Consider the following 23,005-nt stretch of genomic DNA (forward strand, 5'->3'; position numbering starts at 1 on the left):
GCTCCAGTTGCGGCGAGAAAAGAAACCAGCTTGTTGCGGATCACCCGACATCCTTCCATTTCCCGTGATCTCTAACCTGGATGGAAAGTACTAGCGACCGCATCTCCATGCAAGGTCTTGTCGTGATTAATACGGCGTACTGATGAAGCCGCTACGCCGGGCAGATCTGTCATATTCAGGCATGACCTGGTCCGATGAATTTCCCTTGCAGGCGTCGTAGACGCCATCGATATCTGGGGCTCCAATTCGCAACGGGGACCACCATGCAAAGCCCCGCCGGTGTGTACGCCGGATGGTGCCCGGCCGATCGAGGTCGTCTACGGCGAACGGCACGTACTAATACTCCAGCCGCACTTATTGATCTTTGAGTTGTTGCCGCTGGTAGTGGGACTGCTGGGGCCGCCATTTTTCATGATCAGGTTAGTGGCGGCGGCGCTGGCGCTTGTAGTAGGCGCGCTTCGTGCGCCGAGCGTGCGGGTGAGTCCTTTTTGAAGCGGTGTCGGTGGTTGCGCCAGGTGGAACCAATAAAACCAGGAAGGGTCACCGAGGCCGGCCCGTATTTGCCCGGCCCGCTACGGACAGGAGCCGTACTTCTGCGCGTAGACCCGGGCTGTTCCGAAGTTTTCGACCTTGACGTAGACGGGGGTGCCCATGCCGGACCGGTTGTAGGTCATCTCCCAGTTCTTGCCCGGGACCGAGAACGCGACCTTATAGCACCATCCCGCGTCAACACGGAATGCGTCCCAGTCCTCGCCGTTGTTGGTCTGCAGCCGCCACCGCCGCCTGGCGCGTACGGGTACCCGCGCCCTCGTCCCCTCGGCGTGATCCAGCTCCTCTGAGGCGGTTACCCGGCGCCGGAGCCGAGGACGTCGCGGATTTGGTGGCGGGCGGTGACTCCAAGGAGGGGGAAGGACCGGTAGAGGTGGGAGCCGACGGTTCGGGGCGAGAGGCTGAGCCGTTCGGCGATCTCGCGGTTGGTCAGTCCCTGGGCGGCGAGACGGACGATCTCGCGTTGTTGCGGGGTGAGCTGCGCCAGGCCGTCTGACGCGGCGGCTCCGGGGAGGGTGACTCCGGAGGCGCGGAGCTCGGTTTCGGCCCGTTGCGCGTACGGCTTCGCTCCGATGCGCTGGAACACCTCCACGGCTGAGATCAGCAGAGGTTTGGCCTCGTTGATCCGCCGCCGTCGCCGCAGCCATTCGGCGTAGTCCAGCCGCAGGGAAGCTCGTTCGAAGGGCCACTGCTCACCCGCTGGGTCGGCGAGCGCGCGGGTGTAGTGCTCCTCGGCCCGATCGCGTCCGGACAACAACGCGCGCGCGTGCGCGACCAACTGCTCGAGACGTGGCGACATGTCCCCGTCCACCTGGCTCACCGCGCGTTCCACGATCGCTCTGCACTCGTCGACTTGGTCCGTACGGACCGCGGCGGAGGCGAAGTCCACCAGCGCGAAATATGAGGCGTGGTAGTGGAGCGGGACGCCGTCGTCGCCGAGCACCTGGCGGAGGATGGTGTAGGCCGCCTCGAAGCGTCCCTCGACCAGCGCGATCAGCCCCGTCACCCGGCGTTCTCGCGCCGCGATGAACGGGACGTCGGCCGGATCCACGGCGGCGACCGCCGTGGCGGAGAGGTCGCGCGCGCGGAGCGTGTCGCCGCGAAGGGCCGCCAGTGTGGCGGCGGTGAGGCTGATCCCCGCAGTGACGATCTCCATACCGTAGGCCGCGGCCAGTTCGGACGCCTCCGCGCACGCGTCCAGCGCCTCGTCCCATCGGGCGGTGTCGAGGCAGGCCCAGGCGAGCCCCATCATCATGGCGCCGCTGGCACCCTGGATGCCGGATTTGTGGAGCCTCTCGCGCGCCTCCGAGAGCCCTATCACCATGGCGCCGCTGGCACCCTGGATGCCGGGTTTGCGGAGCCTCTCGCGCGCCACCCGGAGAATGCGCACCGCCAGATCCGACTCGTCGAGCACCCAGGCGGCCGGGCCCGCCGTCGACAGGCCGAGGATGTCGAGCTCGCGTTCGGTGATCCGGCGAATGTCGGCCAAGGCCGCCGCCCGTCCCTGGTAGGGGCTGGTCGCCGTATGCGTGAACAGCCGGACGGCGTCCGCCCAGTCCGGGGCGCCGGCGTGGATCGCGGCCTCCCGCGGGGAAAGCCGGTCCACCACCTGACGCACCGCGATCCGTCCGGCAGGCGCTCCCAAGTGGTAGGCGACGGACGCCGCCGGCCCCAAGGTGCTCCAGGCGATGAGCGGGGCCCACGCCGCCGTCTCCTCACCGAGCGTGACGAGCGCTCTCAGCGCCTCGGCCTGATGTTTGGTCCAGGCGAGCGCCCACCCGATCGCCCGGTTCGCCTGCGCCCTCAACGTCGGGTCGGACGTGGCGGCCGATGCCCGGGTCGCGAGGTCACGCACCCATGTGGCCTGCCCCGTGGTGGTGGCGTAATCGGCCGCGATGACGAGCCGTCGTGCCCGGCTCTCAGGGTCCGGGCTGAGCTCCGCCGCCCGTTCCATGGCGAGGGCGGCGGCCACGCAGCCGCCGCGTCGCAGAGCCTCCGCCGCGGTCTCCTCCAGGAGCAAGGCCACACTCTCGTCGGGATGGAGTGTCGCCCTCGCCAGATGCCAGGCCCGGCGATCCGGCTGCCGTGTCAGTACGCCGGCCAGCCGGCGATGGGCGTCCGCGCGATCGGCGAACGAGGCCGCGTGGTAGACGGCCGAGCGCACCAGAGGGTGTGAGAAGGCCACTCCGGCGCCGCTCACCGTGATCAGGCCGGCGTTCTCGGCGGGTTGCCAGATCTGCGCCTCCAGGCCGGGAAGGCCGGCGCCGGCCGCCTCCGACAGCTCGGACGGGCCGGCCGCCGCGGCGAACAACAAGGCGGTACGGCAGGCCTGCGGCAGGGCGCTCACCCGTTCACTGAACAGACGTTCCAGGCGCTCACTCAGCGGAAGCGGGTCTTCGAGCCGGTATCCGCCCCATGTCCTGTCCGTCGCGATCGCCCTGGTCAGCTCTACCAAGGCCATCGGGTTGCCCTGCGCCTGGGCCAGGACGGTCGACCGAGCCAGGCCGCGAGGGGGGTGCGGCTGCGCGTCGAGCAACCGGTTGGCGTCTGTCTCGGTGAGCGGCTCCAGCCGCAAATGGGCGACGTCGTGGCCGAACGGCGACGGGGGCGCCTGTTCCCGGGTGCTCACCACCATCACGATCCGCTCGTTCCTCAGGCGTCTCCCGACGAAGGCGAGAACGTCGCGCGAGTTGTAGTCGAGCCACTGGGCGTCGTCGACGACGAGGAGCAGCGGGGACCGCTCCGCGACCTTGATGAGCAACGTCACGGCCGCTATGCCGATCAGCAGGCGGTCGGGAGCCGTGAACTCCTGTGCCAGGCCGAAGGCGGCCAGCAGCGCGTTCCGATGAGGTGGCGTCAGGTCGGCCACGGGGGAACCGGCCGAGCTGAGGATCGGGCCCAGCAGTTGGTGGAGTCCGGCGAACGCGAGATGGGTCTCGGACTGGTCGGCCACGACCGACAGGACGTTCACCTTCTTCTCCCGGGCCTGCTCGACGAACCGCGACAGGAGGCTGGTCTTGCCGATGCCTGCTTCGCCGAGGAGCGCCAGCGCCTGGCTCGATGGCGAGTCGAGCAGGCCGATGAGCCGGTGAAGCTCGGTATCCCGGCCGATGAGCAGCGACGACGTGCGTTCGGACATGCTGGCTGGGGTTTCCGTTCGGGTCTGAAGACAGGACAATTTGGACTTTAGTGCGGCAGGGGGAGGGTGCGTGGCCGGGGGTGCAGTCATCCTTCGGATACCGCTTGCGCACCCCCGCTCGGGAGACTGGTCCGGCCACGCAGCCTGATCCTTCGAAAGGAGCGGACGTCCGTCCATGAGCACCCGACCTGATCGAGGCAGCCTTGCTCCTGGGTCGTGAGGAGGAACTCGCGCAGTTGGAGGGTCTGCTCACGGCCGCCCGTGAAGGTGCCGGCGGCGTCCTCGTACTCAGGGGGCCGGCGGGGATCGGGAAGACGGCGCTCCTTGACCACGCCATGCGGGAGGCGCGCGGCACCCGGGTGGTGCGGGTCGCGGGCATCGAATCGGAGACGGAGATCGGCTTCGCGGCCCTGCACCAGCTCCTGCTGCCCTTCCTCGGCCGCCTGCCGAACCTGCCGCCCCCGCAACGATCGGCCCTGGCCGCTGTCTTCGGCCTGCGTCAGGGCAAGGAGCCCGAGCGCTTCCTCGTCGGGCTGGCCGCACTGAGCTTGCTGGCCGACGCCGCCGGTGAGCCCCTGCTGTGCGTCGTCGACGACGCGCAGTGGCTCGATCAGGAGTCGGCCCAGGTGCTGGCGTTCGTGGCACGCCGTCTCCAGGCCGAGCGCCTCGTCATGATGTTCGCGGTCCGCGAGCCCACCCCCCGGCTCCTGCCGCTGACGGGGCTTCCTGACCGCGAGATCCGGGGCCTCGCGCCGCGCGCGGCGGCCGAACTGCTGGCCTCGGCGACGCCCGGCAGGCCGGACGACCGGATCAGCGAGAGGATCGTCGCCGAGACGGGCGGCAACCCGCTGGCCCTCATCGAGCTCGCCCATGAGCTGGATCCCGGGCACCTGACCGGTGCGGCCCGGTTGCCTGACCCGCTGCCGATCAGCCAGAGGCTCGGGGCGCGGTTCGTCCGCGAGATCCGTGACCTGCCGGCGAGCTCACAGATGATGTTGCTGACGGCCGCCGCCGAGCAGACGGGCGACCCCGCGGTGTTGTGGCGCGCCGGGGCCGAGCTCGGCTTCGGGTGGGACGCGGGCGCGGGCGCGGAGGCGCGACAGCTCCTGGAGCCGGGCACGCGGGTCAGGTTCCGTCACCCGCTGATCCGCTCGGCGGTCTATTACGGCGCGTCCAGCGGTGAGCGTCGGAGGGTCCACCAGGTGCTCGCGGCCGTCACCGATCCCGATCGGGACCCCGACCGGCGCGCCTGGCATCTCGCCGAGGCAGCCACGGGGCCGGACGAGGTGCTGGCCGCGGCGCTTGAGGACGCCGCCGGCACGGCCAGGTCACGCGGCGGGTCCGACGCCGAGGTCATCATTCGGATGCGCGCGGCCGAGCTGACCCCCGAGCCCGCTCGCCGGGCAGGGCGACTGGTCGCCACCGCGCAGGCGGCTCTGACCGCCGGCGCCTTCTCCCAGGCGGGGTCACTGGTCGAATCGGCCGAGCCGGCCCTGGCGGATCCGCTCACACGCGCGCTGGCGGCGGAGATACGCGGCAAGATCCAGATGCGGGCCGGCGGCTCGGCCGCCCGGCTTCCCGCGCTGTTGCTGACGACCGCGCGCGCCTACGAGCACGTCGACGTACGGCGCCGCCGGGAAAAGCTCCTCGAGGCCATGAACATGGTCTTCACGGTCCGGCAAGCCGCTCTGGAGGTCACTCCGCTCGAGATCGCGAAGGAGGCGCTCACGCTCACGCCGCCGCCGGAGGGCGAGGCGACGCCCGGCGACCTGTTGCTGGAAGGCTGTGCCACGCTCATCGCGATCGGCTACGCCGAGGCCGTGCCCGTGCTCCATGCCGCCCTGGCCGCCCTGGCCGATCTCGCGGACCCGCGGGCGCCCGGCACGCTCGGGGTCGCGGCCGCGCACGCCGTGTGGGATGACCGTTTCGCCGACGAGTCCGCCGACGAGCGGGCCCCGGCCGTAGCGGGTCCTTCCGAGGCGCTCGGGCGTGGCCGCTACCGCGACGCGTTCGAGGCGGCCCGTCACCTGTGCGAGCTGGACATGGTGAACCTGGACCATCAGCGCCTGCCCGACCTCATCGAAGCCGGTGTCCGGTGTGGTGAGCGCGACCAGGCTCAGTCGGCGTTGTCGCGGCTCAGGGCGAAGGCCCAGGTGGCCGGCACTCCGTGGGCGCTCGGGCTGCTCGCGAGGTCGGAGGCGCTCCTGGCGGAGCCGGCCGACGCGGAGCGTCTCTACCTGCTGGCGATAGAGCACCTGGAGCGCACGCGTATGACGGCCGATCTGGCCCGCGCGTACCTGCTCTACGGCGAGTGGCTGCGCCGGCACAGGCGCAGGAACGACGCCCGCGCACGGCTGAGCATGGCCCACGACATGTTCGTGGAGATGGGCGCGGCGGCGTTCGCGGATCGATGCCGGATCGAGCTCGTCGCGGCCGGCACGCGCCACGGCGCGTCCGCGGACGCGTCCGATGACCTCACGCCGCAGGAGAGGCAGATCGCCACACTGGCGGCCGGCCGCGCGACGAACCAGGAGATCGCCGCGCAGCTGTTCATCAGCCCGAGCACCGTCGACTACCACCTCAAGAAGGTGTTCAGGAAGCTCGGAGTCACCTCACGCCGCCAGCTCAAGCTGAGGAAGCCGTGAGGTGGGCGGTGCGGTCAAGTGACCGCACCGCCCGGCGCTCAGCCCTCGGCGCAGGCCGCCTTCTCGATGAAGCTCGTGACGGTGCCAGGCTGGGAGATGATGCCCAGGTGGGAGGCGTTGAACTTCTGGGTGCGCGCGCCGGCGTGCTCGGCCATGGCGACCTGCTGCGCCTCCGGGATGATCTTGTCCTTGGTGCCGATCAGGTCCCATGAGGGGATCGTCTTCCAGGCCGGAGGCCCGGAGTGCTCGCCGAGGGCGATCAGGGACGTGGGGGACTGGGAGGCCGCGAGCTGGGCGCCGGTCGCAGGGGGCAGATCGCCGGCGAAGCCCCGGACGAACACGTCCGGCAGCACGTACGTGTCGTACACGCCCGCCGGTGCGCCCGGGTAGTTCACGAGCTTGAAGACCGATGTCGGGTCGGTGACCGCCGGTGCGAGCGCGGAGTCCTTGCCGCTGAGGTCGGCGACGGTCTGATCCGCGTCCGGGAGGTAGGCGTCGATGTAGACCAGGGCCTTGACGTTGGCGTTACCCGTCGCGGCGTTGGTGATGACGGCGCCGCCGTACGAGTGGCCGACGAGCACGATCGGGCCGGTGATGCCCGCCAGGTAGTCGCGCAGGTAATCGGCGTCGCTGGACAGGCCCCGCAGCGGGTTGGGCGCCACGGCGACGGTGTAGCCGTCGTGCTGGAGGCGGCTGACCTCGCCGGACCAGCTCGATCCGTCGGCCCAGGCGCCGTGGACGAGCACGATCGTGGGCTTCGCCGCGTGGTGGGTGGCCGTGGCGCTGGTCGTGGCGGTCGCAGCGGTCGCCGAAGTCAGTCCGAGGGGAAGCAGGACTGCTGCGGCCGCCGCCGCGGCCGTGGCGGCCGTGGCGTAGCGGATCCGGTGCACGAGCATGGACTTGCCTTTCTTCAATGCGGTGTGGGGATGAGTCGTGATCAGGCGAGGAAGCCGAGCAGGGCCGTGTTCACCTGGTCGGTGTGGGTCCACGCGATCGCGTGGGGCCCGCCTTCGATGACGATGTATTCGAGGTCGTCGACGAGCCCGCTCAGCCGCTCGCCGGCGACTTCCTTGGGCAGGATCCGGTCCTGGTCACCTGTGATCACCAGGATCGGCACGTCGAGCTTGGCCACGTCGGGCCGGAAGTCGGTCAGCCAGGTCGGGATGCACGCCACCGCGGCGACCGGCGAACCCGCGACCGCGATGTTCCAGCTCGACTGGAACGCCGGCTCACTGACGAGGGTGCCGCCGTAGACGTCGTAGTTGTAGAAGTTCTCGAGGAACTGCTTGAGCCACTGTGGCCGGTCGGCCTTGGCCGTCTCGACGAAGCCGTCGAACAGGCCCTGCGGAGCGCCCTCGGGGTTGTCGTCGGTCTGCAGCAGGAAGGGCGGGATCGGCGAGATCAGTACGGCCTTGCGCACGCGGGCACTGCCGTAGACGCCCAAATAGTGGGTCACGTCGCCCGTGCCCATCGAGTGGCCGACGAGCACGGCGTCGTGCAGGTCGAGCTTCTCCATCAGGGCGTTCAGGTCGGCGGCGAACGTGTCGTAGTCGTAGCCGGTGGCCGGCTGGCTTGAGTTCCCCCAGCCCCGGCGGTCATAGGTGATCACACGGTGCCCGGCGGCGATCAGCACGGAAACCTGCTTCTCCCACGCCTTCCCGCTCAACGGGTAACCGTGGCTCAGCACCACGGGTGCCCCCGCGCCGTGGTCCTCGTAATAGATGTCGATCGGTATTGAGTTCTCCGTGCCTACGTTCACGTAGGGCATGGTGGTTCTCCATCTCACGCGGTTTCGGATTCGTCCGCGGCAGACGCTAAACCCGAGCACTGATGTCGGGAATCATGTGAACCTCATAGTCCGGCTGCGACCCCCACGCACCGGACGGCGCCTGCGCTCGCGAAAAGACACCCGATCTGGGCAATTTGCACATGTAAACGCCTGTGAATGGCCGCATGGGGATGGCTACGTGTTTCACGGGATGTCGAGGTACTTCGCCCGCCCCGGCCGACCTCGGGCTGGGCGCGGAGACGGTCGCTGCACGCTCGAGGACCAGGCCCAGGTCGTGCAGAGGCACGTCTACGACCAGTCAGAACGTGATGGTCCATCCTTCACGCCGGGCCTGCTGCTTGGCGGAGGAGACGCCGTGGACCTTGAGACCGGCGGGGTCGAGCAGGGTGATGGCACCACCGCTGTTGCCCAGTTGGGCCCCGCCGTCGACCGGGAGGCGTACGGAGCCTCCGGGACCGAGGGGCCCGGAAAGGAGGAAGAGTGCGCTTGCCCTGATCGGCGAGACCCCATCCGGTGAGGTCGACCGGGTCGGGTGCGGAGTTCCCGCATGATGGTCGCCGTGTTCGGCATCGAGCCGACGGTGCATTACGCGCACGCGGCCCGGATGTGGCGGAGCGACTGCTGAACATCGCCGTCCGTGTCCGACAGCCCACCCGACGATGTCGGGAACGTCTGAGCGAACTCGAACAACGCGGCCTGAAGCTCCTTAGACGGGGCACCGTCCACGTCCGTATACGAGCCCTCAGCGAGCCCATCCGCCATCCGCGTCAGGGTGGACCACAGCGGCGTGGTCTCGTCCGGGGAGACGTATCCGACCGTCGTGCCCTGGTGCTCGACGATGTCGTCCACCTGACCGACAAGGACCATCGCCCTGTCGCACGGGGACTGCATGTCCTCCCGGTTCGCGCCAGCGAAGATGCTTGCCGCGACGAGCACCACCAGGCCCACCGTGACGCTCACCGCGATCCCCAACCACGGCGGTCGCTTCCTCGACGGCACGGTCGGCTCAGGTGGTCGACCCACTTGGAAGGTGGCTGGCTCGTCGGCCATGAGGTGCTCCACGGACTGGGGGGAGAGCTCGCACCCATTAGACAGAACAAGCTCAATGCTAGCGGGGGAGCATCACGCGGAACACGGTGCGGCCGGGGCGGCTGTCCATGTCGACCGTGCCGTTATGGGCTCCCACGACCGCCCTGACGATCGCGAGGCCGAGGCCGCTCCCCCCGGAGGCGCGCGAGCGTGCCTTGTCCGCTCGGACGAACCGCTCGAAGATCTCCCCCTGCAGCTCATCGGGGATTCCCGGCCCGTCGTCGGCGATTGTCAATGCCGCCGCGCTGGAGCCGGAAACCGTCGCGACATCGGTCGTGATGGTGACGGTGACGGTGGTGCCGGGCGGAGTGTGGGCACGGGCGTTGCCCATAAGGTTGGCGACCACCTGGTGGAGCCGGTCGGCGTCGCCGACCACGGTCACCGGTTCCTCGGGGAGCTCCAGCCGCCACCGGTGGTCCGGAGCGGACACGTGCATGTCACCCGTCGCGTCGATGACCACCCTGCTCAGGTCCACCTCGTCCCGGGCCAGCGGCCTGCCCTCATCGAGCCTGGCCAGCAGCAGCAGGTCGTCGACCAGTGCACCCATCCGGAGGGACTCCGCGTCGATCCGCTCCAGCGCGTGCTCTACGCGTGGCGGCATCGGGCCGGTGTCCCGGCGGGCCAGCTCGACGTGTGCCCTGACGGTCGCGAGCGGGGTGCGTAGCTCGTGGCTGGCGTCGGCCGCGAACGTGCGCATCCGCTGCTCGCTCGCGTGCCTGCGGGCCAGGGCGTCTCCGACATGGAAGAGCATGCGGTTGAATGCCGCGCCGACCTGCCCTATCTCGCTTCTCACGTCGTCGTCCGGCACGGGGGCGGGAAGCTCCACCGCCCCGCTGGCCAACGGCAACTCGGTGACGCGCCGGGCCGTTCCCGCGACTCGTTGCAGGGGGCGCAGCGAGAGCCGTACCCAGATCGTGGCGGCGACGCCGGTGCCGAGCATGACGGCGGCGAAGACGACGGACTCGATGATCTGGAGGCGGTGGACTGTGGCGTTGTCTCCTGCCAAGGGCAGCCCGTTGATCAGCACGTCGCCGTCGGCACCGGCGATGGCGATCACACGGTAGTCGCCGAGAGCCGACAGATCCACGGTGTGGGCGCGACCGTCGAGCGGGACCCGGGCCAGGCAGGACGCGTCGGCCGCGGGGAAGCTGATACGGGAGTTCCCGGACGCCACGACCACGGCGGCGTCGGTCACCTGCCCGCCCATGAGGCGTACGCCGAGAGTGCCGGGTGACTGCCCTCGGCTGTCGCCGAGGTCGCCGTTCTCAATGTGGTGCTCCAGGCTGGCGGCGAACTTGCCGACCGTCATCGACAGCTGCTGGTCCATGCGATCGAGGAGGGACCTTTCCAACGCGAGAGAGGTGGCCACGCCGACCGCCGCGCAGGCGAGCGCGAGCAGCACGAGCACGCCGGCCACCAGGCGGCCCCGGAGGGTGCGGGGCCTCATGGCTTGAGGACGTATCCCACGCCCCGAACCGTGTGAATGAGCGACGACCGTCCCGCGTCGATCTTCTTGCGCAGGTAGCTGATGTAGAGCTCCACGACATGGGCCTGGCCGCCGAAGTCGTAGGACCAGACCCGGTCGAGGATCTGGGCCTTGCTGAGCACCCGGCGCGGGTTGCGCATGAGAAAGCGCAGCAGCTCGAACTCGGTCGGCGTGAGTTCCACCAACTCGCCGCCGCGGGTCACCTCCCGCGCGTCTTCGTCCATGACCAGGTCTCCGACGATCAGCCGGTTTCCCTCCGTCGCCCGGGCCCTGCCGGCACGGCGCAGCAGCCCGCGCAGACGGGCCAGAACCTCCTCCAGGCTGAACGGCTTGGTCACGTAGTCGTCGCCGCCCGCGGTGATCCCGGCGATGCGGTCCTCCACGGCGTCCCTGGCGGTCAGGAACAGCACGCACACATGCGGCGCCTCGGCCCGCAGGCGACGCAGCACCTCGATGCCGTCGATGTCAGGCAGCATGATGTCGAGCAGCACCGCATCGGGGTGGAACTCGCGGGCGGCGCTCACCGCCGCCGCGCCGTCCGCCGCGGTGCGCACCTCCCAGCCCTCGTAGCGCAGCACCGCGCTGAGCACCTCGACGAGGTCGAGCTCGTCGTCGACGACGAGGACACGGACGGGCGTTCCATCTGGGCGGAGCAGGTCGGGAAGACCATCGGAGGTCGTACGCATGATGATGTCAGGGTCCTCCTTAATCTCGACGCGGACCCTCTGAGCTGCCTCTGAGAATGCTATGAACCGTTGGCAAATGACCCGGAACATAGGGAAACGAGAGGTTCAGTTGGCACGGTGAGTGCTCACAGCGACGAGAGGGGAGATCGCGTGAGCACCACCTTCACTGGGAGTACGGCCACCGGTACGCACCGGGCCGTTCGCTCAGGAGGCGCCCGAGCCAACCCGGCGGTCGTCCTGACGATCGTCTATGCGGGGGCGCTCGCCGTGCTCGGCCTCTGGTGGGCGAACACGCTCAGCGTCTCCGGTCTCGACGGCTGGCTGACCGGAGCGGGACGCATCACCGGGCTTCTCGCCGGCTATGTGATCGCCGTGCTCCTGGCGTTGATGGCCCGGATCCCCGCGCTTGAACGGGGAGTTGGATCCGACAAACTCGCCCGCTGGCACTCCATGGGCGGACGCTACGTGGTAGGACTCTCCGTCGCGCATACGCTGCTGATCATCTGGGGGTACGCGGTGGCCGACGGCACGGACGTCGTCGGCGAGACCGTCACGCTGAACCTGTCCTATCCGGACGTGCTCAAGGCGACGGTGGCCGTGCTCCTCCTCGTCGGGATCGGGACCGTCTCCGCTCGAGCCATCAGGCCGAGGCTGCGCTACGAGACCTGGTTCCACCTGCACTTCTACACGTACCTGGCGGCGTGGCTGGCGTTCGGGCACGTGCTGGCCACCGGCAACGAGTTCATCGGGAACCGGCCGGCGCAGGTCGCCTGGTACGCCCTCTACATCGGGGTCGCGGTGGTGCTCGCCTGGTACCGGTTCATCACGCCGGTACGGCACGCCTTCCGGCACCGGCTGAGGGTCACCCGGGTCGTCCGCGAGGCTCCAGGAGTCGTCTCCGTCCACATCACAGGGCGGCATCTCGACCAACTACGCGCGGAACCCGGCCAGTTCTTCCGTTGGCGGTTTCTCACCAGGCAGCTGTGGTGGTCCCCCAACCCGTACTCACTGTCAGCGACTCCCAGACGCGACGCACTGCGGATCACCGTGAAGGACCTGGGCGAGCAGAGCCGTCGGCTCGCGCGCCTGCGCCCCGGCACCAAGGTCGTCGCCGAAGGCCCCTATGGCGCGTTCACCGCGGCCCACCGCAAGAACCGCAAGGTGCTGCTCATCGCAGGAGGGGTGGGCATCACCCCCATGCGCGCGCTGTTCGAGTCGATCCCCGCGAGTCCCGGTGACCTCACCCTGCTCTATCGCGCGCGAACCCCCGCTGACCTGGTCTTCCGCGAGGAGCTTGAGGCGATCGCCGCACACCGGGGCGCGGCCCTGCACTACAGCGTCGGCCCCCGCGACGTGACCGGCGACCCCTTCGCCCCCCGGACGCTCACCGCGCTCATTCCCGGCCTGCGCGACCATGAGGTCTACGTGTGCGGCCCCTCCGGCATGACCGGCAGCGTGATATCCGCATTACGCGCCGCCGGAGTACCGAGCCGCCGCATCCACCACGAATCGTTCGAGTTCTAAAGGAATCCCATGCGCAGAGCGATATTGGCCGTGCTCGCCACCGCCGTCGGCCTGGTCCTGTTGTTGTCCTTCAAGCCCCACGAGATCACGGCGTTGGCCGATCCTCCCGCCGCGATCTCAGACAAGAGCAGCGGCTCGAGCGGGGACATGAGTGGGGATGGCAGTCCCAAGAAGTCGAACAGTTCGAGCACGTCGGGTGCCAAGGAATCGGTACACCAGGGGAACTGGACGAGCGCGGGCGCCGGCGCGGGTGCGACAAGCGGAGACAAGGTCGTCACCGGCGGTATCGCCGACACCCGCTGGGGGCCCGTGCAGGTGGAGATAGTCCTCTCCGGGGGGAAACTGACCGGTGTCAACGTGTTGCAGGCGCCCGACGGCAACAACCGGGACTTCGAGATCAACACCCAGGCGCTGCCGATCCTGAATCAGGAGACGCTTTCCGCTCAATCCGGCCGGATAGACAGCGTCTCCGGCGCCACCTACACCAGCGAGGGCTACATCGCGTCGCTGCAGAGCGCCATCGACAAGGCAGGGCTCTGACACGGCGCGTCGAGCACGTCATGGGGACTCACCTGGGCCCTGTTACGAAAGTGCTGGTCACAGTCGCAAGTACGTCTGGCCGCCGTTGCGGCGTGTGTCGGTGCGACCTCGCAGGCTCTTGGGCACGTGGTAGTAGGGATCGCCGTGGAAGACTCGACCGGTATCGCAGTGCTGACCGAGATCCTCACCAACCCGGGGAAGCCACCCCTCCTCTGCTGCCGAGGACGACCTCGTTGGCATTTTCGGATTCGCGCATGACCTCCTCGATCACTTCGCCTGAGACGAGCGTCGTGGTCACGTCGATGCCCGGCGCTCGTCGGCGGGCACGGTCGGCAGCGGCGGCCACCACACCCTCACAGTGGTCGAGGAAGTCATCGCGATCCGACACGTCTCCCACGGGATATTGGGTCTCCCATGGCTCACGAACGTGCATGATCTTCAACGTGGCACTCCTGCGGGACGTCCCCTTCAGCGAAGGACCCTCGTCCCTGCGTAGATCCCTTTTTGCGCATGCGTCACCTCATCGCACCCCCTCGCCGCAGGCCCTGTAGACGGATCAGCGAGCCGGCGGTCCTGATCGAGCCTGCGACGCCCGGGTTTCTGAATTGCGAATCTGCGCAATTCAGTTCATCATGATGTGAGATTTCTCGTTGCCGAGATCAAGGATGTGACGTGAGCGGGCCATTCGCTGCTGCGATCAGAGAACGGGCACGTTCAGCACGTGAGGCGCTCGAGCGGGCGCGCCGTGATCACGACGTCGACGAGCTGCTCGTGGCCGAAGGAGAGTGGGACGACGTGGTCCGGCTTGCTCGCGCGCGTGGTGTTCAGATCGGCGCCGAGGATGCCAACTCGGGCGAGGGGACGGCGCTGTGATGTCGGTGCCGCTGTACGAGGCGAAGGCCGAATTGTTCCGGCTCCTGGGACACCCGGTACGGATCCGCGTGCTGGAGTTGCTGCAGGACGGGTCGAGGCCGGTACGTGAGTTGCTGGCCGCCATCGAGGTCGAGCCGACGGGTCTGTCGCAGCATCTGGCTGTGCTGCGCCGCTCAGGGATGGTGACCGCTCACCGCGACGGCTCCACCGTGGTCTATGCCCTGGCCGGTGGCGACGTCGCCGACCTGCTACGAGCGGCCCGCAAACTCCTGACGCAGAAACTCACAGGGCAGAACGAGCTGCTGAGCGAGCTGCTCGACACGGAGACCGGAGTCCGGTGACCAATGCGCTCACCTCGGGCTTGGCCCGAGTCCGTTCCGTGTTGCCTGAGCGCGGCGAGCTTGCAGCGATGGGCCGTCGTCCCCGCCGCGACCTGTTGGCCGGGCTCACGGTGGCGATCGTCGCGTTGCCTCTGGCGCTGGGATTCGGCATCTCCTCCGGCATGGGGGCCGAAGCGGGCCTGGCCACCGCAGTGGTGGCCGGGGCGCTTGCAGCCGTGTTCGGCGGTTCCGGCCTGCAGGTGTCCGGCCCCACCGGCGCGATGACGGTGGTCCTGGTGCCGATCATGCACCAGCACGGCGCCTCCGGCGTGCTGACGGTCGGTGCGCTGGCAGGGTTGCTGCTCATCGCGCTCGCGCTGGGACGCGCGGGCAAGTACATGGCCCTGGTCCCGGCTCCCGTGGTGGAGGGCTTCACCATCGGCATCGCCTGCGTGATCGGTCTGCAGCAGATCCCCGCAGCCCTCGGCGTTCCGGCTCCCGCGGGCGACAAGGTCACCATGGTGGCCTTGCACGCGGCCGGCGACTTCCTCGCGCAGCCGCACTGGTGGGCCGTGGCCATCGCCGCCACCGTGGCCGTACTGATGCTGGTGGGAGCGCGCCGGCGACCCACGTTTCCCTTCTCGCTGGTCGCCGTCGCCCTCGCCACCGTCACCGCCGAGCCGGCCGGTCTGCCGGTGACGCGGATCGGAGACCTCCCCGCCGGACTGCCCGCTCCCTCCTTGTCCTTCCTGCAGCTGAGCGCGTTGCCTTCGCTGCTGACCCCCGCGATCGCGGTCGCCGCCCTGGCCGCACTGGAGTCGCTGTTGTCGGCCACCGTCGCCGACGGCATGAGCGTCAACCACAAGCACGACCCTGACCGGGAGCTCTTCGGCCAGGGTCTGGCCAACCTGGCGGCTCCGTTGTTCGGTGGTGTCCCGGCCACCGGAGCCATCGCTCGCACCGCCGTCAACGTCCGCTCCGGTGCCCACTCCCGGCTGGCGGCTCTGGCCCACGCCGGCATCCTGGCCGTGATCGTATTCACCGCATCCGGCCTGGTCGCCCGCATTCCGCTCGCCGCGCTGGCCGGCGTCCTGCTGGCCACCTCCATCCGAATGGTGGAGGCCGGCTCTGTGAAAGCCATGATGCGTTCCACCCGCGGCGATGCGGTGGTCCTGGTCCTGACCGCGATCGCCACCTTGGTGCTCGACCTGGTCCAGGCCGTCATCCTCGGCCTGATCGTGGCCGGCGCGCTGGCCCTGCGCACCATCGCACGCAATGTCCGCCTCGATGCGATGCCGATCCGCCCCGACCTGCCCGGCAACCACACCGACCAGGAACACGCCCTACTCGCCGAGCACATCGTGGCCTACCGCCTGGACGGCCCGCTGTTCTTCGCCGCGGCCCACCGCTTCCTGCTGGAGCTGTCCGAGGTTGCCACCGTTTCCGTAGTCATCTTGCGCATGTCCCGCGTGACCACCATCGACGCCAGCGGCGCCCTGGTCCTCGGCGACGCCATCCAACGGCTGGAACGCCGCGGCATCATCGTCTACATCTCCGGAATCCGCGACGGCCATCACCAGCCGTTGCATGCCCTTGGCGTCATCGCTCGCCTCGATCATGCGGGCCGGGTCTTCGCCACCACTCCGGAGGCCATCTCCGCCGCCCGCGACCAGCTCCGCCGCGTCGGAGTCCTTCCCGCCTCCCCGCACCATGCCCTGCCGGGCTGAACCGAACCGCTGCAGAGAGGTCCTCTCGATCTTGGGACCCATCTCCGCGAACGTAACGGCCCGGTGAGTCAGTCCAGCGCGTATGGCATCACTACGCGATCACTGGCGACATGGAGTTCCTCGCCGGGACCGGTGCGCGCCTTCTGGCCTAGATCGCCCGCTTCTGGGTGCTTGCCGAGTCTCACAGCACTGTCACTGTCCATCCGCTATCGGGGTGCAGAGCTCGCCATCGACGCCGATCCCATCCAGGTACGGATCACTCGAGCCGACGACGGGCCCCCGACGCTGGAGGTCACCGTGCACGGCCGGCACGCCAAGCTTCGACGCGGGGAAAGGCGCACGTTCTCCTTGCCGGGACAGAGCGTGGGCGCCTGATCGACAAGCGGGCCGCCGATCGCCCGAGCGAGAGTGGACCTGGGACCTCTGAGGCCAGGGCTTAGGTCCCTAGGCCCGCAGGGTTCACGGTGGGAGCGTAGACGAATATGAAGGCAGCAGTCGGCGACCGCCTCATCGAAAGTCCTCGTCTGGACGGGCCGCGCCGCATTGGTCTGATCACGGCTCTTTACCACGCCAACGGGTCGCCGCCCTACGTCGTGCTGTGGCTCGACCAGGTGCGGGAGACTCTCGTCTTCCCAGGGCCCGACGCGCATATCGAACACCAGCCGCATCCCTGGTAGGGCTGACCCCGGCGGGAGCCGCACAGGAACGTGCTCAAGGTCTGCCGCTCGCGGAGCCGAAGATGCGAACGCGAAGGAATATCGATGGAACCGTGGGCGCAGATCAAGGAGACGCATGCGGGCGTGGTGATCTTCCTCGGAGACCACGCGTACAAGGTCAAGAAGCCGGTGGGCCTCGGTTTCCTGGACTTCACCACACTGGAGGCCCGGCGGACGATTTGCCAGGAGGAGGTGCGGCTCAACCGGCGACTGGCGCCCGATGTCTACGAGGGAGTCGCCGACGTGTTGAGCCCGGGCGGCGAGATCTGCGAGCACCTGGTCGTGATGCGCCGTATGCCCGACGAGCGCCGCCTTGCCGCGTTGATCCGCTCAGGCAGTCCAGTGGAGGACCACCTCCATCAGATAGCCCGGATGGTGGCGAGCATGCACGCGCGATCCCCTCACTCCCCGGAGATCGACGAGGAAGGGGGCTGGAACGCGCTGAGATCTCGCTGGATGGCAAGCTTCGCCCAGGTCCGCGGGCTGCGGGATGTCCCAGTCGGTGGCGACGTCATCTCCGAGATCGAGCTCCTGACCGTGCGCTTCATCGACGGCCGGCATGCTCTTTTCGAGGCGCGGGTCAGTGCGTGCCGAATCGTGGACGGCCATGGCGACCTGCTCGCCGACGACGTCTTCTGCCTCGACGACGGGCCCCGAATCCTGGACTGCCTGGAGTTCGACGAACGCCTCCGCTTCGTCGACGGCCTGGACGACGCGGCCTTCCTGGCCATGGATCTGGAACGACTGGGCGCGGACCGGCTGTCCGAGCTCTTCCTGGGCTGGTACGCCGAGTTCTCCGGCGATCCCGCCCCGCCCTCGCTCTGGCACCACTACGTCGCTTACCGGGCTTTCGTCCGTGCCAAGGTCGCTTGTCTGCGGCACGCACAGGGAGATGCCGACGCGGCCTGGAGGTCCCGCGAGCTCGCTGAGCTCACCCTTCGCCACCTCCGGGCCGGCGCCATCACTCTCGTCCTCGTCGGTGGACCACCCGCGACCGGCAAATCGACCCTGGCGTCCGCCATCGCCGATCGTCTTGGCAACACGGTGCTCAGCAGTGACCGCGTCCGTAAGGAAATCGCCGGCATCGCGCCTGAACAATCCGCCGCCGCGCCATTCGGGGAAGGCATCTACCGGGCGGACTGGACCGAGCGCACCTATGAGGAGCTGTTGTCCAGAGCGGCGAGACTGCTCCGGCACGGAGAGCCGGTCATTCTCGACGCGTCCTGGACCGACGCCGCTCACCGGGCCGCCGCCGAACGGCTCGCGGAACGCACGTGCAGCGACTTCGTCGCGCTGTGCTGCACCGCCCCGCCGCACGTCGTCGCCGAGCGGCTCTCCCACCGTGTCGGCGGCGTCTCGGATGCCGACCAGACGATCGCCGCAGCCATGACGGCGAGAGCGGCGCCCTGGCCCGAGGCGTCCGAGATCGACACCAGCGCGCCCTCGGATCAGGCACGGGAGCAGGCACTCAGGGCGATCCATCCCCGCTGCGGCGGCGTTCCACGGCGGTTCCACCGATCCCGGATGCAACCAGGCTGATCAAGGAAGTCGACAGGAACATCGGTCCCGGAGGCATACGGATGGTGACACGACGGCAGTTCCTCAAGACGGGGGCGGGCGCGGCCGCGATGCTCGCATTCCGGACCGCCGGGGGCGCCGCGGCCACGGAACGGGCACTGGACCCGGCGGCGATCCCGAAATATGTGGCACCGCTGGCCATCCCTCCCGTGATGCCGAACCTGCCATCGCCGGAAGGACCGGTCGACCACTACATGATCGGCGTTCGGCAGTTCCAGCAGCAGATCCTGCCGCCGGGTCTTCCGACCACAACCGTCTGGGGTTACGGGTCCGTACTGCATCCGCGGACGTTCAACACCCCTGCCTGCACCGTCGAGGCGACGGTGGACCGGCCCGTCCGCATCACCTGGATCAACGAGTTGGTCGACGGCGACGGCCGCTACCGTCCCCACCTCCTGCCCGTCGATCCGACGTTGCACTGGGCCAACCCTCCGGGAGGGCCGTCCGAGCGAGACACCCGGGCGAGGTTCACATCGACTCCCGGGCGCTATCGGGGACCTGTCCCGATCGTCACCCATCTCCACGGCGGCCACAGCTGGGACGACAGTGACGGGCATCCAGAGGCATGGTTCCTGCCCGCGGCGAGGAACATCTCCGCCGGGTACGCCCGTGAGGGCTCACTCTATTCCGAGTTCGCGCACACGTTCGGAATACGGGAAGGTGTGCGATGGGCGGCCGGTTCCGCCGTCTACCAGTACGCCAACGACCAGAGAGCCGCCACACAGTGGTTCCACGACCACACATTGGGCATCACCCGGCTCAACGTCTACGCCGGCCTCGCCGGCTTCTACCTCCTCCGCGGCGGCCCCTCCGACCTGCCGTCCGGCGTCCTCCCCGGCCCCGCCCCCAGGGCGGGCGACGCCCCGACCACGCGGTATCACGAGATTCCGATCCTGATCCAGGACAAGTCGTTCTCGGCCGGCGGCTCGCTCCTCTACCCGGACAACCGAAGGCTCTCCGACGGCTTCTCCGGGCCCTATGTGCCCCGCAGTGACGTCTCGCCCATCTGGGTGCCGGAATTCTTCGGCACCACGATGACGGTCAACGGCCGGACCTGGCCGGACCTGCACGTCGAGCCGCGCCGTTACCGGTTCCGGTTCCTGAACGGCTGCAACTCCCGGTTCCTCGACCTCAAGATCGTCAGTGCTCCGCCGGCGAAGAGCGCGCGGACGGCGGCGCTGCCGTTCTGGCAGATCGGATCGGACGGCGGTCTCCTGCCGTCACCGGTCCAGTTGGGCGGCCTGCTCCTGGCTCCCGCCGAGCGGGCCGACGTCATCGTCGACTTCACCGGCATCCCGGCCGGGACACAACTGTTCCTGATCAACGAAGGACCTGACGGGCCCTATCGAGGTGCCCGATCAGCCCCACCGGCGAACCCCGCCACCACCGGACAGGTGATGAGATTCACGGTGGGGCCGCTCGTGGACCAGGACACCAGCGTGCCGCCCTCCGAACTCCACCTGCCCACTCTCAACCGGCTCGGCGCGGCCAGGCTCACCCGCAGGCTCGCCCTGCTGGAGCACAGCTCAGCGGTCGTCGCGGGCGCGGGGCCCATCGCGGCACTGCTCGGCAGTTCGGAGTCACGCGGTTCGGCGAAGATGTGGGCCGACCCCATAACCGAGAATCCGGCGACCGGTTCGACCGAGATGTGGGAGTTCCACAACTTCACACCCGACGCCCATCCCATGCATGTCCACGAGGTTCAGTTCGAGGTCGTCGACCGACGGCCGTCCAATGGGCTCACCCAGTTACCGGAACCCGGGGAGAGAGGGTTCAAGGACACGGTGATCGCTCCGCCGAACGCCATCACCCGCATCAAGGCCACTTTCGACCGGCCCGGGCTGTTCGTGTGGCACTGCCACATTCTCGAGCACGAGGACAACGAGATGATGCGCCCCTACCGCATCGGCGCCTGAGCCCAGCCAGTGGAGGTCCGGCCCGCGTCAGTGCTCCTCCAACACCTCCGAGGACGGGCGACGGACGCTGCCGGCATCGTCCAGGGTGAAGCCCAATCTCATGACCATCTGTGGGAAGGCGCCCTCACAGATGTGCCGCCGGATGAACTCCCGCAGATCATGCATCTCCAGCGCCTGAGTGTGGAAGGCCGCACTCACCCCGTACGCGGAGGCGTGAAGCAGGGTGCGCTGTAACGCCTGGCCGGCGGCCAGCCAGTCCTCGCGGGAGTCACCCGTCGTGGTGAGCACGGCGACGAGACCCGTGGCGACGGACACCGGCAGGTCGTCCTCCTTCCCCCATGCCTGCCCCCGGGTGTAGTCGCGCTGTGCGAAGTGCTGTGGTTGCGTGCGCCTCGGCGCCGCGGGGTAACTGCGAGCCGGAACACCGTCGCGCCGGGAACTGCCCGGAGGGCTGCTCCACCGCGTCATCTCCAAGCCGAACGCCCGGTTCTGAGATTCGACCTCCTGGGCCGCGCTCGTGAGCGTGGCGAGCACGCGCATCGCCGATTCCGACCGCACCACCATGAGCGCGGCCCCCTCCTCGCCCGCCTGGGCGGCCAGCGCCTCGATCAGAGCATCGGAGACAGGCAGAGCGGTGAATCCCGCACGATGGGTCCTGCGCCGCGGGATCTCCGCGTGGAGCATGCGGGCATCCTCATGAATCTCGCCACACGCTCGCGGCCGGACGGTGGCCAGCAGTGATGGGCGGTCGGGGTCGGGCAGCGCTCGCACGTCCGGCTCGTAGCCGAGTGCGCTCAACGTGACCCGCACGTTGAAGAGCGCGGCGCCACAACTGATCAGCATCTGCCGGCCGATCGGGTCGGCGACGTGCAGCTTCCTGTCGGGGTCCGCACGAAGGCAGATCTCATCTCCTGACACGCCGAACGACCAGGGCTGTGTGTTGTGCACCGAGGGCGCCCAGACCGCGGCCTCGATCGCCGCGCGCATCGCGCCGGCGACGGCTTCCGATGTTCGGGTGTTCATGTCTCGCCTCCAGGTGAGATGTCAGGCCGCGTCACGCGCGAAGGCGTCACAGGAGGGGCGGGGGCACGAGGAGGTCGTCGAACAGGAAGGCCAGGTCGGCCTTGACCTCGACGACACCGTCGACGGCGCGGACGGCGTCGAGCAGGGGCCGCAGCTGCGAGTGCTTGGGGATCCATCCCTTGAGGCTGACCACGCCCGCCTCGACCGTGACCCGCAGCTCCGACAGGTCGATGCGGAGCCGGCCCGCGATGCCCTCGATCTCACTGGTGATGTCGGCCGCCGGTCGGTTGAACACCTTCAGCAGATCGCCCTGGTGGACGGTCCCAGCGATACGGCCGGTCGTGGCGTCGATCACGGGAAGCTGCTTGATCCTTTTCTGGTGCATCAGCCTGGCCGCGTCGCTCACCGGCGTCTCACCAGTCACGGTGATCGCCGGCGTGGTCATGATCTCGCGCGCCGTCATGCCCTCCGCCTTGCGGTGCTCGGCGCGCTTCCGGGGACCCTCGATCACCCGTTTGCCGATTGCGGTCGTCGCCTTCAGCAGCATGTCGTCCTCCGACACCACTCCGACCGGGCGGCGATCGGAGTCGATCACGGTGACGGCCCCCACATTGAATCGCTGCATGATGTCGATGAGGTCGGCGAACGACGCGTCCATCCGGGCCGCGATCGCGACCTTTCCCATCACGTCCCGCACCCTGATTGCCATGGCGCCCCTCCTGTCGGCCTCTCTAAGAGCGTCGCCTGACCGGGCCTCGTCTGGTCAGCGGTGAAGGTCCTGGCCGCTGGGGACTTTCGGCCACACTTTCCGGGCCATCCATCGGTGCTCGAAGCCTTGAGGCCGCGGGCGCGCGCATCACTGGCTCGTCGTCCTCGTCATGATGCTCTGAGCTCCGGCTCTCCGGACGTGGCCGGAGCGGAGGCCAGTGAGAAGTAGGCCTCTTCCTCCTGCGCGAAGTGCAAAGTCAGTACGGCATGCAGGCCGTACAGGCAGGCCCGCAGGTCGTCGAGCTGGTCCGGACTCGGTCCCGCGTGCCCACCAGCTCCAGATGGCGGCCCAGCCGCACCACGAGCCGGTCGATCTCAGCGTTGCTCTTGCCGAAAACCTCATCCGCCCTGGTGCGAGGCATGGTGCACGGATGCGCAGGTTCCCGACTGCGGCTCGAGCTTGCGCTCTGGCAGAGCCGACAAGCTCTGCGGCATGATGATCGGCCGTGCTGCTGAGACTGGCTCACCTGGGCATGACGAACGCATTCGCGATGCTGCGGCTGCTGCCGATGAGCGACCGGCTGAAGGACGCGGAGATCCTGGCCTTGCGCCATCAGATCGCGGTGCTGGAGCGGCAGCTGGGCGGGCAGCGAGTTCGGTTCGAAGCAGGACCGGGACGGTAAGTTCACCAAACTGT

General features: G+C 68.8%; 22 protein-coding genes. 11 read left to right on the forward strand and 11 right to left on the reverse strand.

The features are described 5' to 3' along the window. Nucleotides 1-844: 844 nt before the first annotated feature. Nucleotides 845-3,688, reverse strand: coding sequence for a helix-turn-helix transcriptional regulator (locus tag Psi02_RS27090; protein ID WP_203978487.1), 2,844 nt, complete (start codon nucleotides 3,686-3,688; stop codon nucleotides 845-847). A gap of 203 nt (nucleotides 3,689-3,891) precedes the next feature. Between Psi02_RS27090 and Psi02_RS27095 the strand changes: the two genes are divergently transcribed. Beyond that, nucleotides 3,892-6,333, forward strand: a complete 2,442-nt coding sequence (locus tag Psi02_RS27095; RefSeq protein ID WP_203978488.1) for a helix-turn-helix transcriptional regulator — start codon at nucleotides 3,892-3,894, stop codon at nucleotides 6,331-6,333. Nucleotides 6,334-6,371: 38 nt separating this feature from the next. On the opposite strand, the gene Psi02_RS27100 is transcribed toward Psi02_RS27095, so the two are convergent. The 6 genes from Psi02_RS27100 to Psi02_RS27125 all read right to left on the reverse strand — a co-directional run bounded on the left by Psi02_RS27100 (nucleotide 6,372) and on the right by Psi02_RS27125 (nucleotide 11,383). Further along, nucleotides 6,372-7,229: an alpha/beta fold hydrolase gene (locus Psi02_RS27100; protein ID WP_203978489.1), complete on the reverse strand. Its 858-nt coding sequence runs from the start codon at nucleotides 7,227-7,229 to the stop codon at nucleotides 6,372-6,374. A 41-nt stretch (nucleotides 7,230-7,270) separates the two neighbouring features. Beyond that, complete coding sequence (locus Psi02_RS27105) at nucleotides 7,271-8,101, reverse strand: alpha/beta fold hydrolase (protein ID WP_203978490.1); 831 nt, start codon at nucleotides 8,099-8,101, stop codon at nucleotides 7,271-7,273. Nucleotides 8,102-8,420: 319 nt separating this feature from the next. Then, nucleotides 8,421-8,708 (reverse strand): hypothetical protein, encoded by a 288-nt coding sequence (locus Psi02_RS27110; protein ID WP_203978491.1) that lies wholly within the window; start codon nucleotides 8,706-8,708, stop codon nucleotides 8,421-8,423. Then, nucleotides 8,708-9,082, reverse strand: coding sequence for a hypothetical protein (locus Psi02_RS27115; protein WP_203978492.1), 375 nt, complete (start codon nucleotides 9,080-9,082; stop codon nucleotides 8,708-8,710). Before Psi02_RS27115 ends, Psi02_RS27110 begins: the two co-directional genes overlap by 1 nt. A 148-nt stretch (nucleotides 9,083-9,230) precedes the next feature. After that, nucleotides 9,231-10,658 (reverse strand): sensor histidine kinase, encoded by a 1,428-nt coding sequence (locus Psi02_RS27120; RefSeq protein ID WP_203978493.1) that lies wholly within the window; start codon nucleotides 10,656-10,658, stop codon nucleotides 9,231-9,233. Beyond that, a complete protein-coding gene (locus tag Psi02_RS27125; RefSeq protein WP_275415261.1) occupies nucleotides 10,655-11,383 on the reverse strand; it encodes a response regulator transcription factor in 729 nt (242 codons plus the stop codon). The genes Psi02_RS27120 and Psi02_RS27125 overlap by 4 nt, the downstream gene beginning before the upstream one ends. A 150-nt stretch (nucleotides 11,384-11,533) precedes the next feature. Here Psi02_RS27125 and Psi02_RS27130 point away from each other — a divergent pair, with 150 nt between their 5' ends. Both Psi02_RS27130 and Psi02_RS27135 read left to right on the forward strand, forming a co-directional pair. Beyond that, a complete protein-coding gene (locus tag Psi02_RS27130) occupies nucleotides 11,534-12,907 on the forward strand; it encodes a ferredoxin reductase family protein (protein ID WP_203978494.1) in 1,374 nt (457 codons plus the stop codon). Between the two features lie 30 nt (nucleotides 12,908-12,937). Beyond that, entirely contained in the window at nucleotides 12,938-13,447 is a 510-nt protein-coding gene (locus Psi02_RS27135) for an FMN-binding protein (RefSeq protein WP_203978495.1), read from the forward strand. 184 nt (nucleotides 13,448-13,631) lie between these two features. Here the strand turns inward: Psi02_RS27135 and Psi02_RS27140 are convergent, their stop codons facing one another. Next, nucleotides 13,632-13,919: a universal stress protein gene (locus Psi02_RS27140; protein WP_275415268.1), complete on the reverse strand. Its 288-nt coding sequence runs from the start codon at nucleotides 13,917-13,919 to the stop codon at nucleotides 13,632-13,634. Between the two features lie 200 nt (nucleotides 13,920-14,119). Here Psi02_RS27140 and Psi02_RS27145 point away from each other — a divergent pair, with 200 nt between their 5' ends. The 7 genes from Psi02_RS27145 (at nucleotide 14,120) to Psi02_RS27175 (ending at nucleotide 20,577) form a co-directional block, all read left to right on the forward strand. After that, nucleotides 14,120-14,320, forward strand: coding sequence for a hypothetical protein (locus Psi02_RS27145; RefSeq protein ID WP_203978497.1), 201 nt, complete (start codon nucleotides 14,120-14,122; stop codon nucleotides 14,318-14,320). Next, on the forward strand, nucleotides 14,320-14,661 hold the full coding sequence (locus Psi02_RS27150) for an ArsR/SmtB family transcription factor (protein ID WP_203978498.1): 342 nt from the start codon (nucleotides 14,320-14,322) through the stop codon (nucleotides 14,659-14,661). Before Psi02_RS27145 ends, Psi02_RS27150 begins: the two co-directional genes overlap by 1 nt. A gap of 68 nt (nucleotides 14,662-14,729) precedes the next feature. Further along, entirely contained in the window at nucleotides 14,730-16,367 is a 1,638-nt protein-coding gene (locus Psi02_RS27155; RefSeq protein ID WP_239095189.1) for a SulP family inorganic anion transporter, read from the forward strand. A 171-nt stretch (nucleotides 16,368-16,538) separates the two neighbouring features. After that, entirely contained in the window at nucleotides 16,539-16,742 is a 204-nt protein-coding gene (locus Psi02_RS27160; protein WP_203978500.1) for a glycosyl hydrolase family 65 domain-containing protein, read from the forward strand. Nucleotides 16,743-16,849: 107 nt separating this feature from the next. Further along, a complete protein-coding gene (locus tag Psi02_RS27165) occupies nucleotides 16,850-17,044 on the forward strand; it encodes a DUF1918 domain-containing protein (RefSeq protein WP_203978501.1) in 195 nt (64 codons plus the stop codon). 84 nt (nucleotides 17,045-17,128) lie between these two features. After that, nucleotides 17,129-18,622, forward strand: coding sequence for a bifunctional aminoglycoside phosphotransferase/ATP-binding protein (locus Psi02_RS27170; protein WP_203978502.1), 1,494 nt, complete (start codon nucleotides 17,129-17,131; stop codon nucleotides 18,620-18,622). Nucleotides 18,623-18,663: 41 nt separating this feature from the next. Next, nucleotides 18,664-20,577 (forward strand): multicopper oxidase domain-containing protein, encoded by a 1,914-nt coding sequence (locus Psi02_RS27175; RefSeq protein ID WP_239095190.1) that lies wholly within the window; start codon nucleotides 18,664-18,666, stop codon nucleotides 20,575-20,577. A gap of 27 nt (nucleotides 20,578-20,604) precedes the next feature. Here the strand turns inward: Psi02_RS27175 and Psi02_RS27180 are convergent, their stop codons facing one another. The 3 genes from Psi02_RS27180 to Psi02_RS27190 form a co-directional block, all read right to left on the reverse strand. Further along, nucleotides 20,605-21,600 carry an Acg family FMN-binding oxidoreductase gene (locus Psi02_RS27180; protein ID WP_203978503.1) on the reverse strand — a complete coding sequence of 332 codons (996 nt, stop codon included), beginning with the start codon at nucleotides 21,598-21,600 and terminating at the stop codon, nucleotides 20,605-20,607. Between the two features lie 46 nt (nucleotides 21,601-21,646). Then, nucleotides 21,647-22,309, reverse strand: coding sequence for a CBS domain-containing protein (locus Psi02_RS27185; RefSeq protein WP_239095191.1), 663 nt, complete (start codon nucleotides 22,307-22,309; stop codon nucleotides 21,647-21,649). A 256-nt stretch (nucleotides 22,310-22,565) separates the two neighbouring features. Continuing rightward, complete coding sequence (locus Psi02_RS27190; RefSeq protein ID WP_203978504.1) at nucleotides 22,566-22,730, reverse strand: hypothetical protein; 165 nt, start codon at nucleotides 22,728-22,730, stop codon at nucleotides 22,566-22,568. An 84-nt stretch (nucleotides 22,731-22,814) separates the two neighbouring features. Here Psi02_RS27190 and Psi02_RS27195 point away from each other — a divergent pair, with 84 nt between their 5' ends. Next, complete coding sequence (locus Psi02_RS27195; protein WP_203978505.1) at nucleotides 22,815-22,991, forward strand: hypothetical protein; 177 nt, start codon at nucleotides 22,815-22,817, stop codon at nucleotides 22,989-22,991. Nucleotides 22,992-23,005: the final 14 nt, after the last annotated feature.

Origin of the sequence: Planotetraspora silvatica (assembly GCF_016863315.1) — a bacterium.
Taxonomy (GTDB): domain Bacteria; phylum Actinomycetota; class Actinomycetes; order Streptosporangiales; family Streptosporangiaceae; genus Planotetraspora; species Planotetraspora silvatica.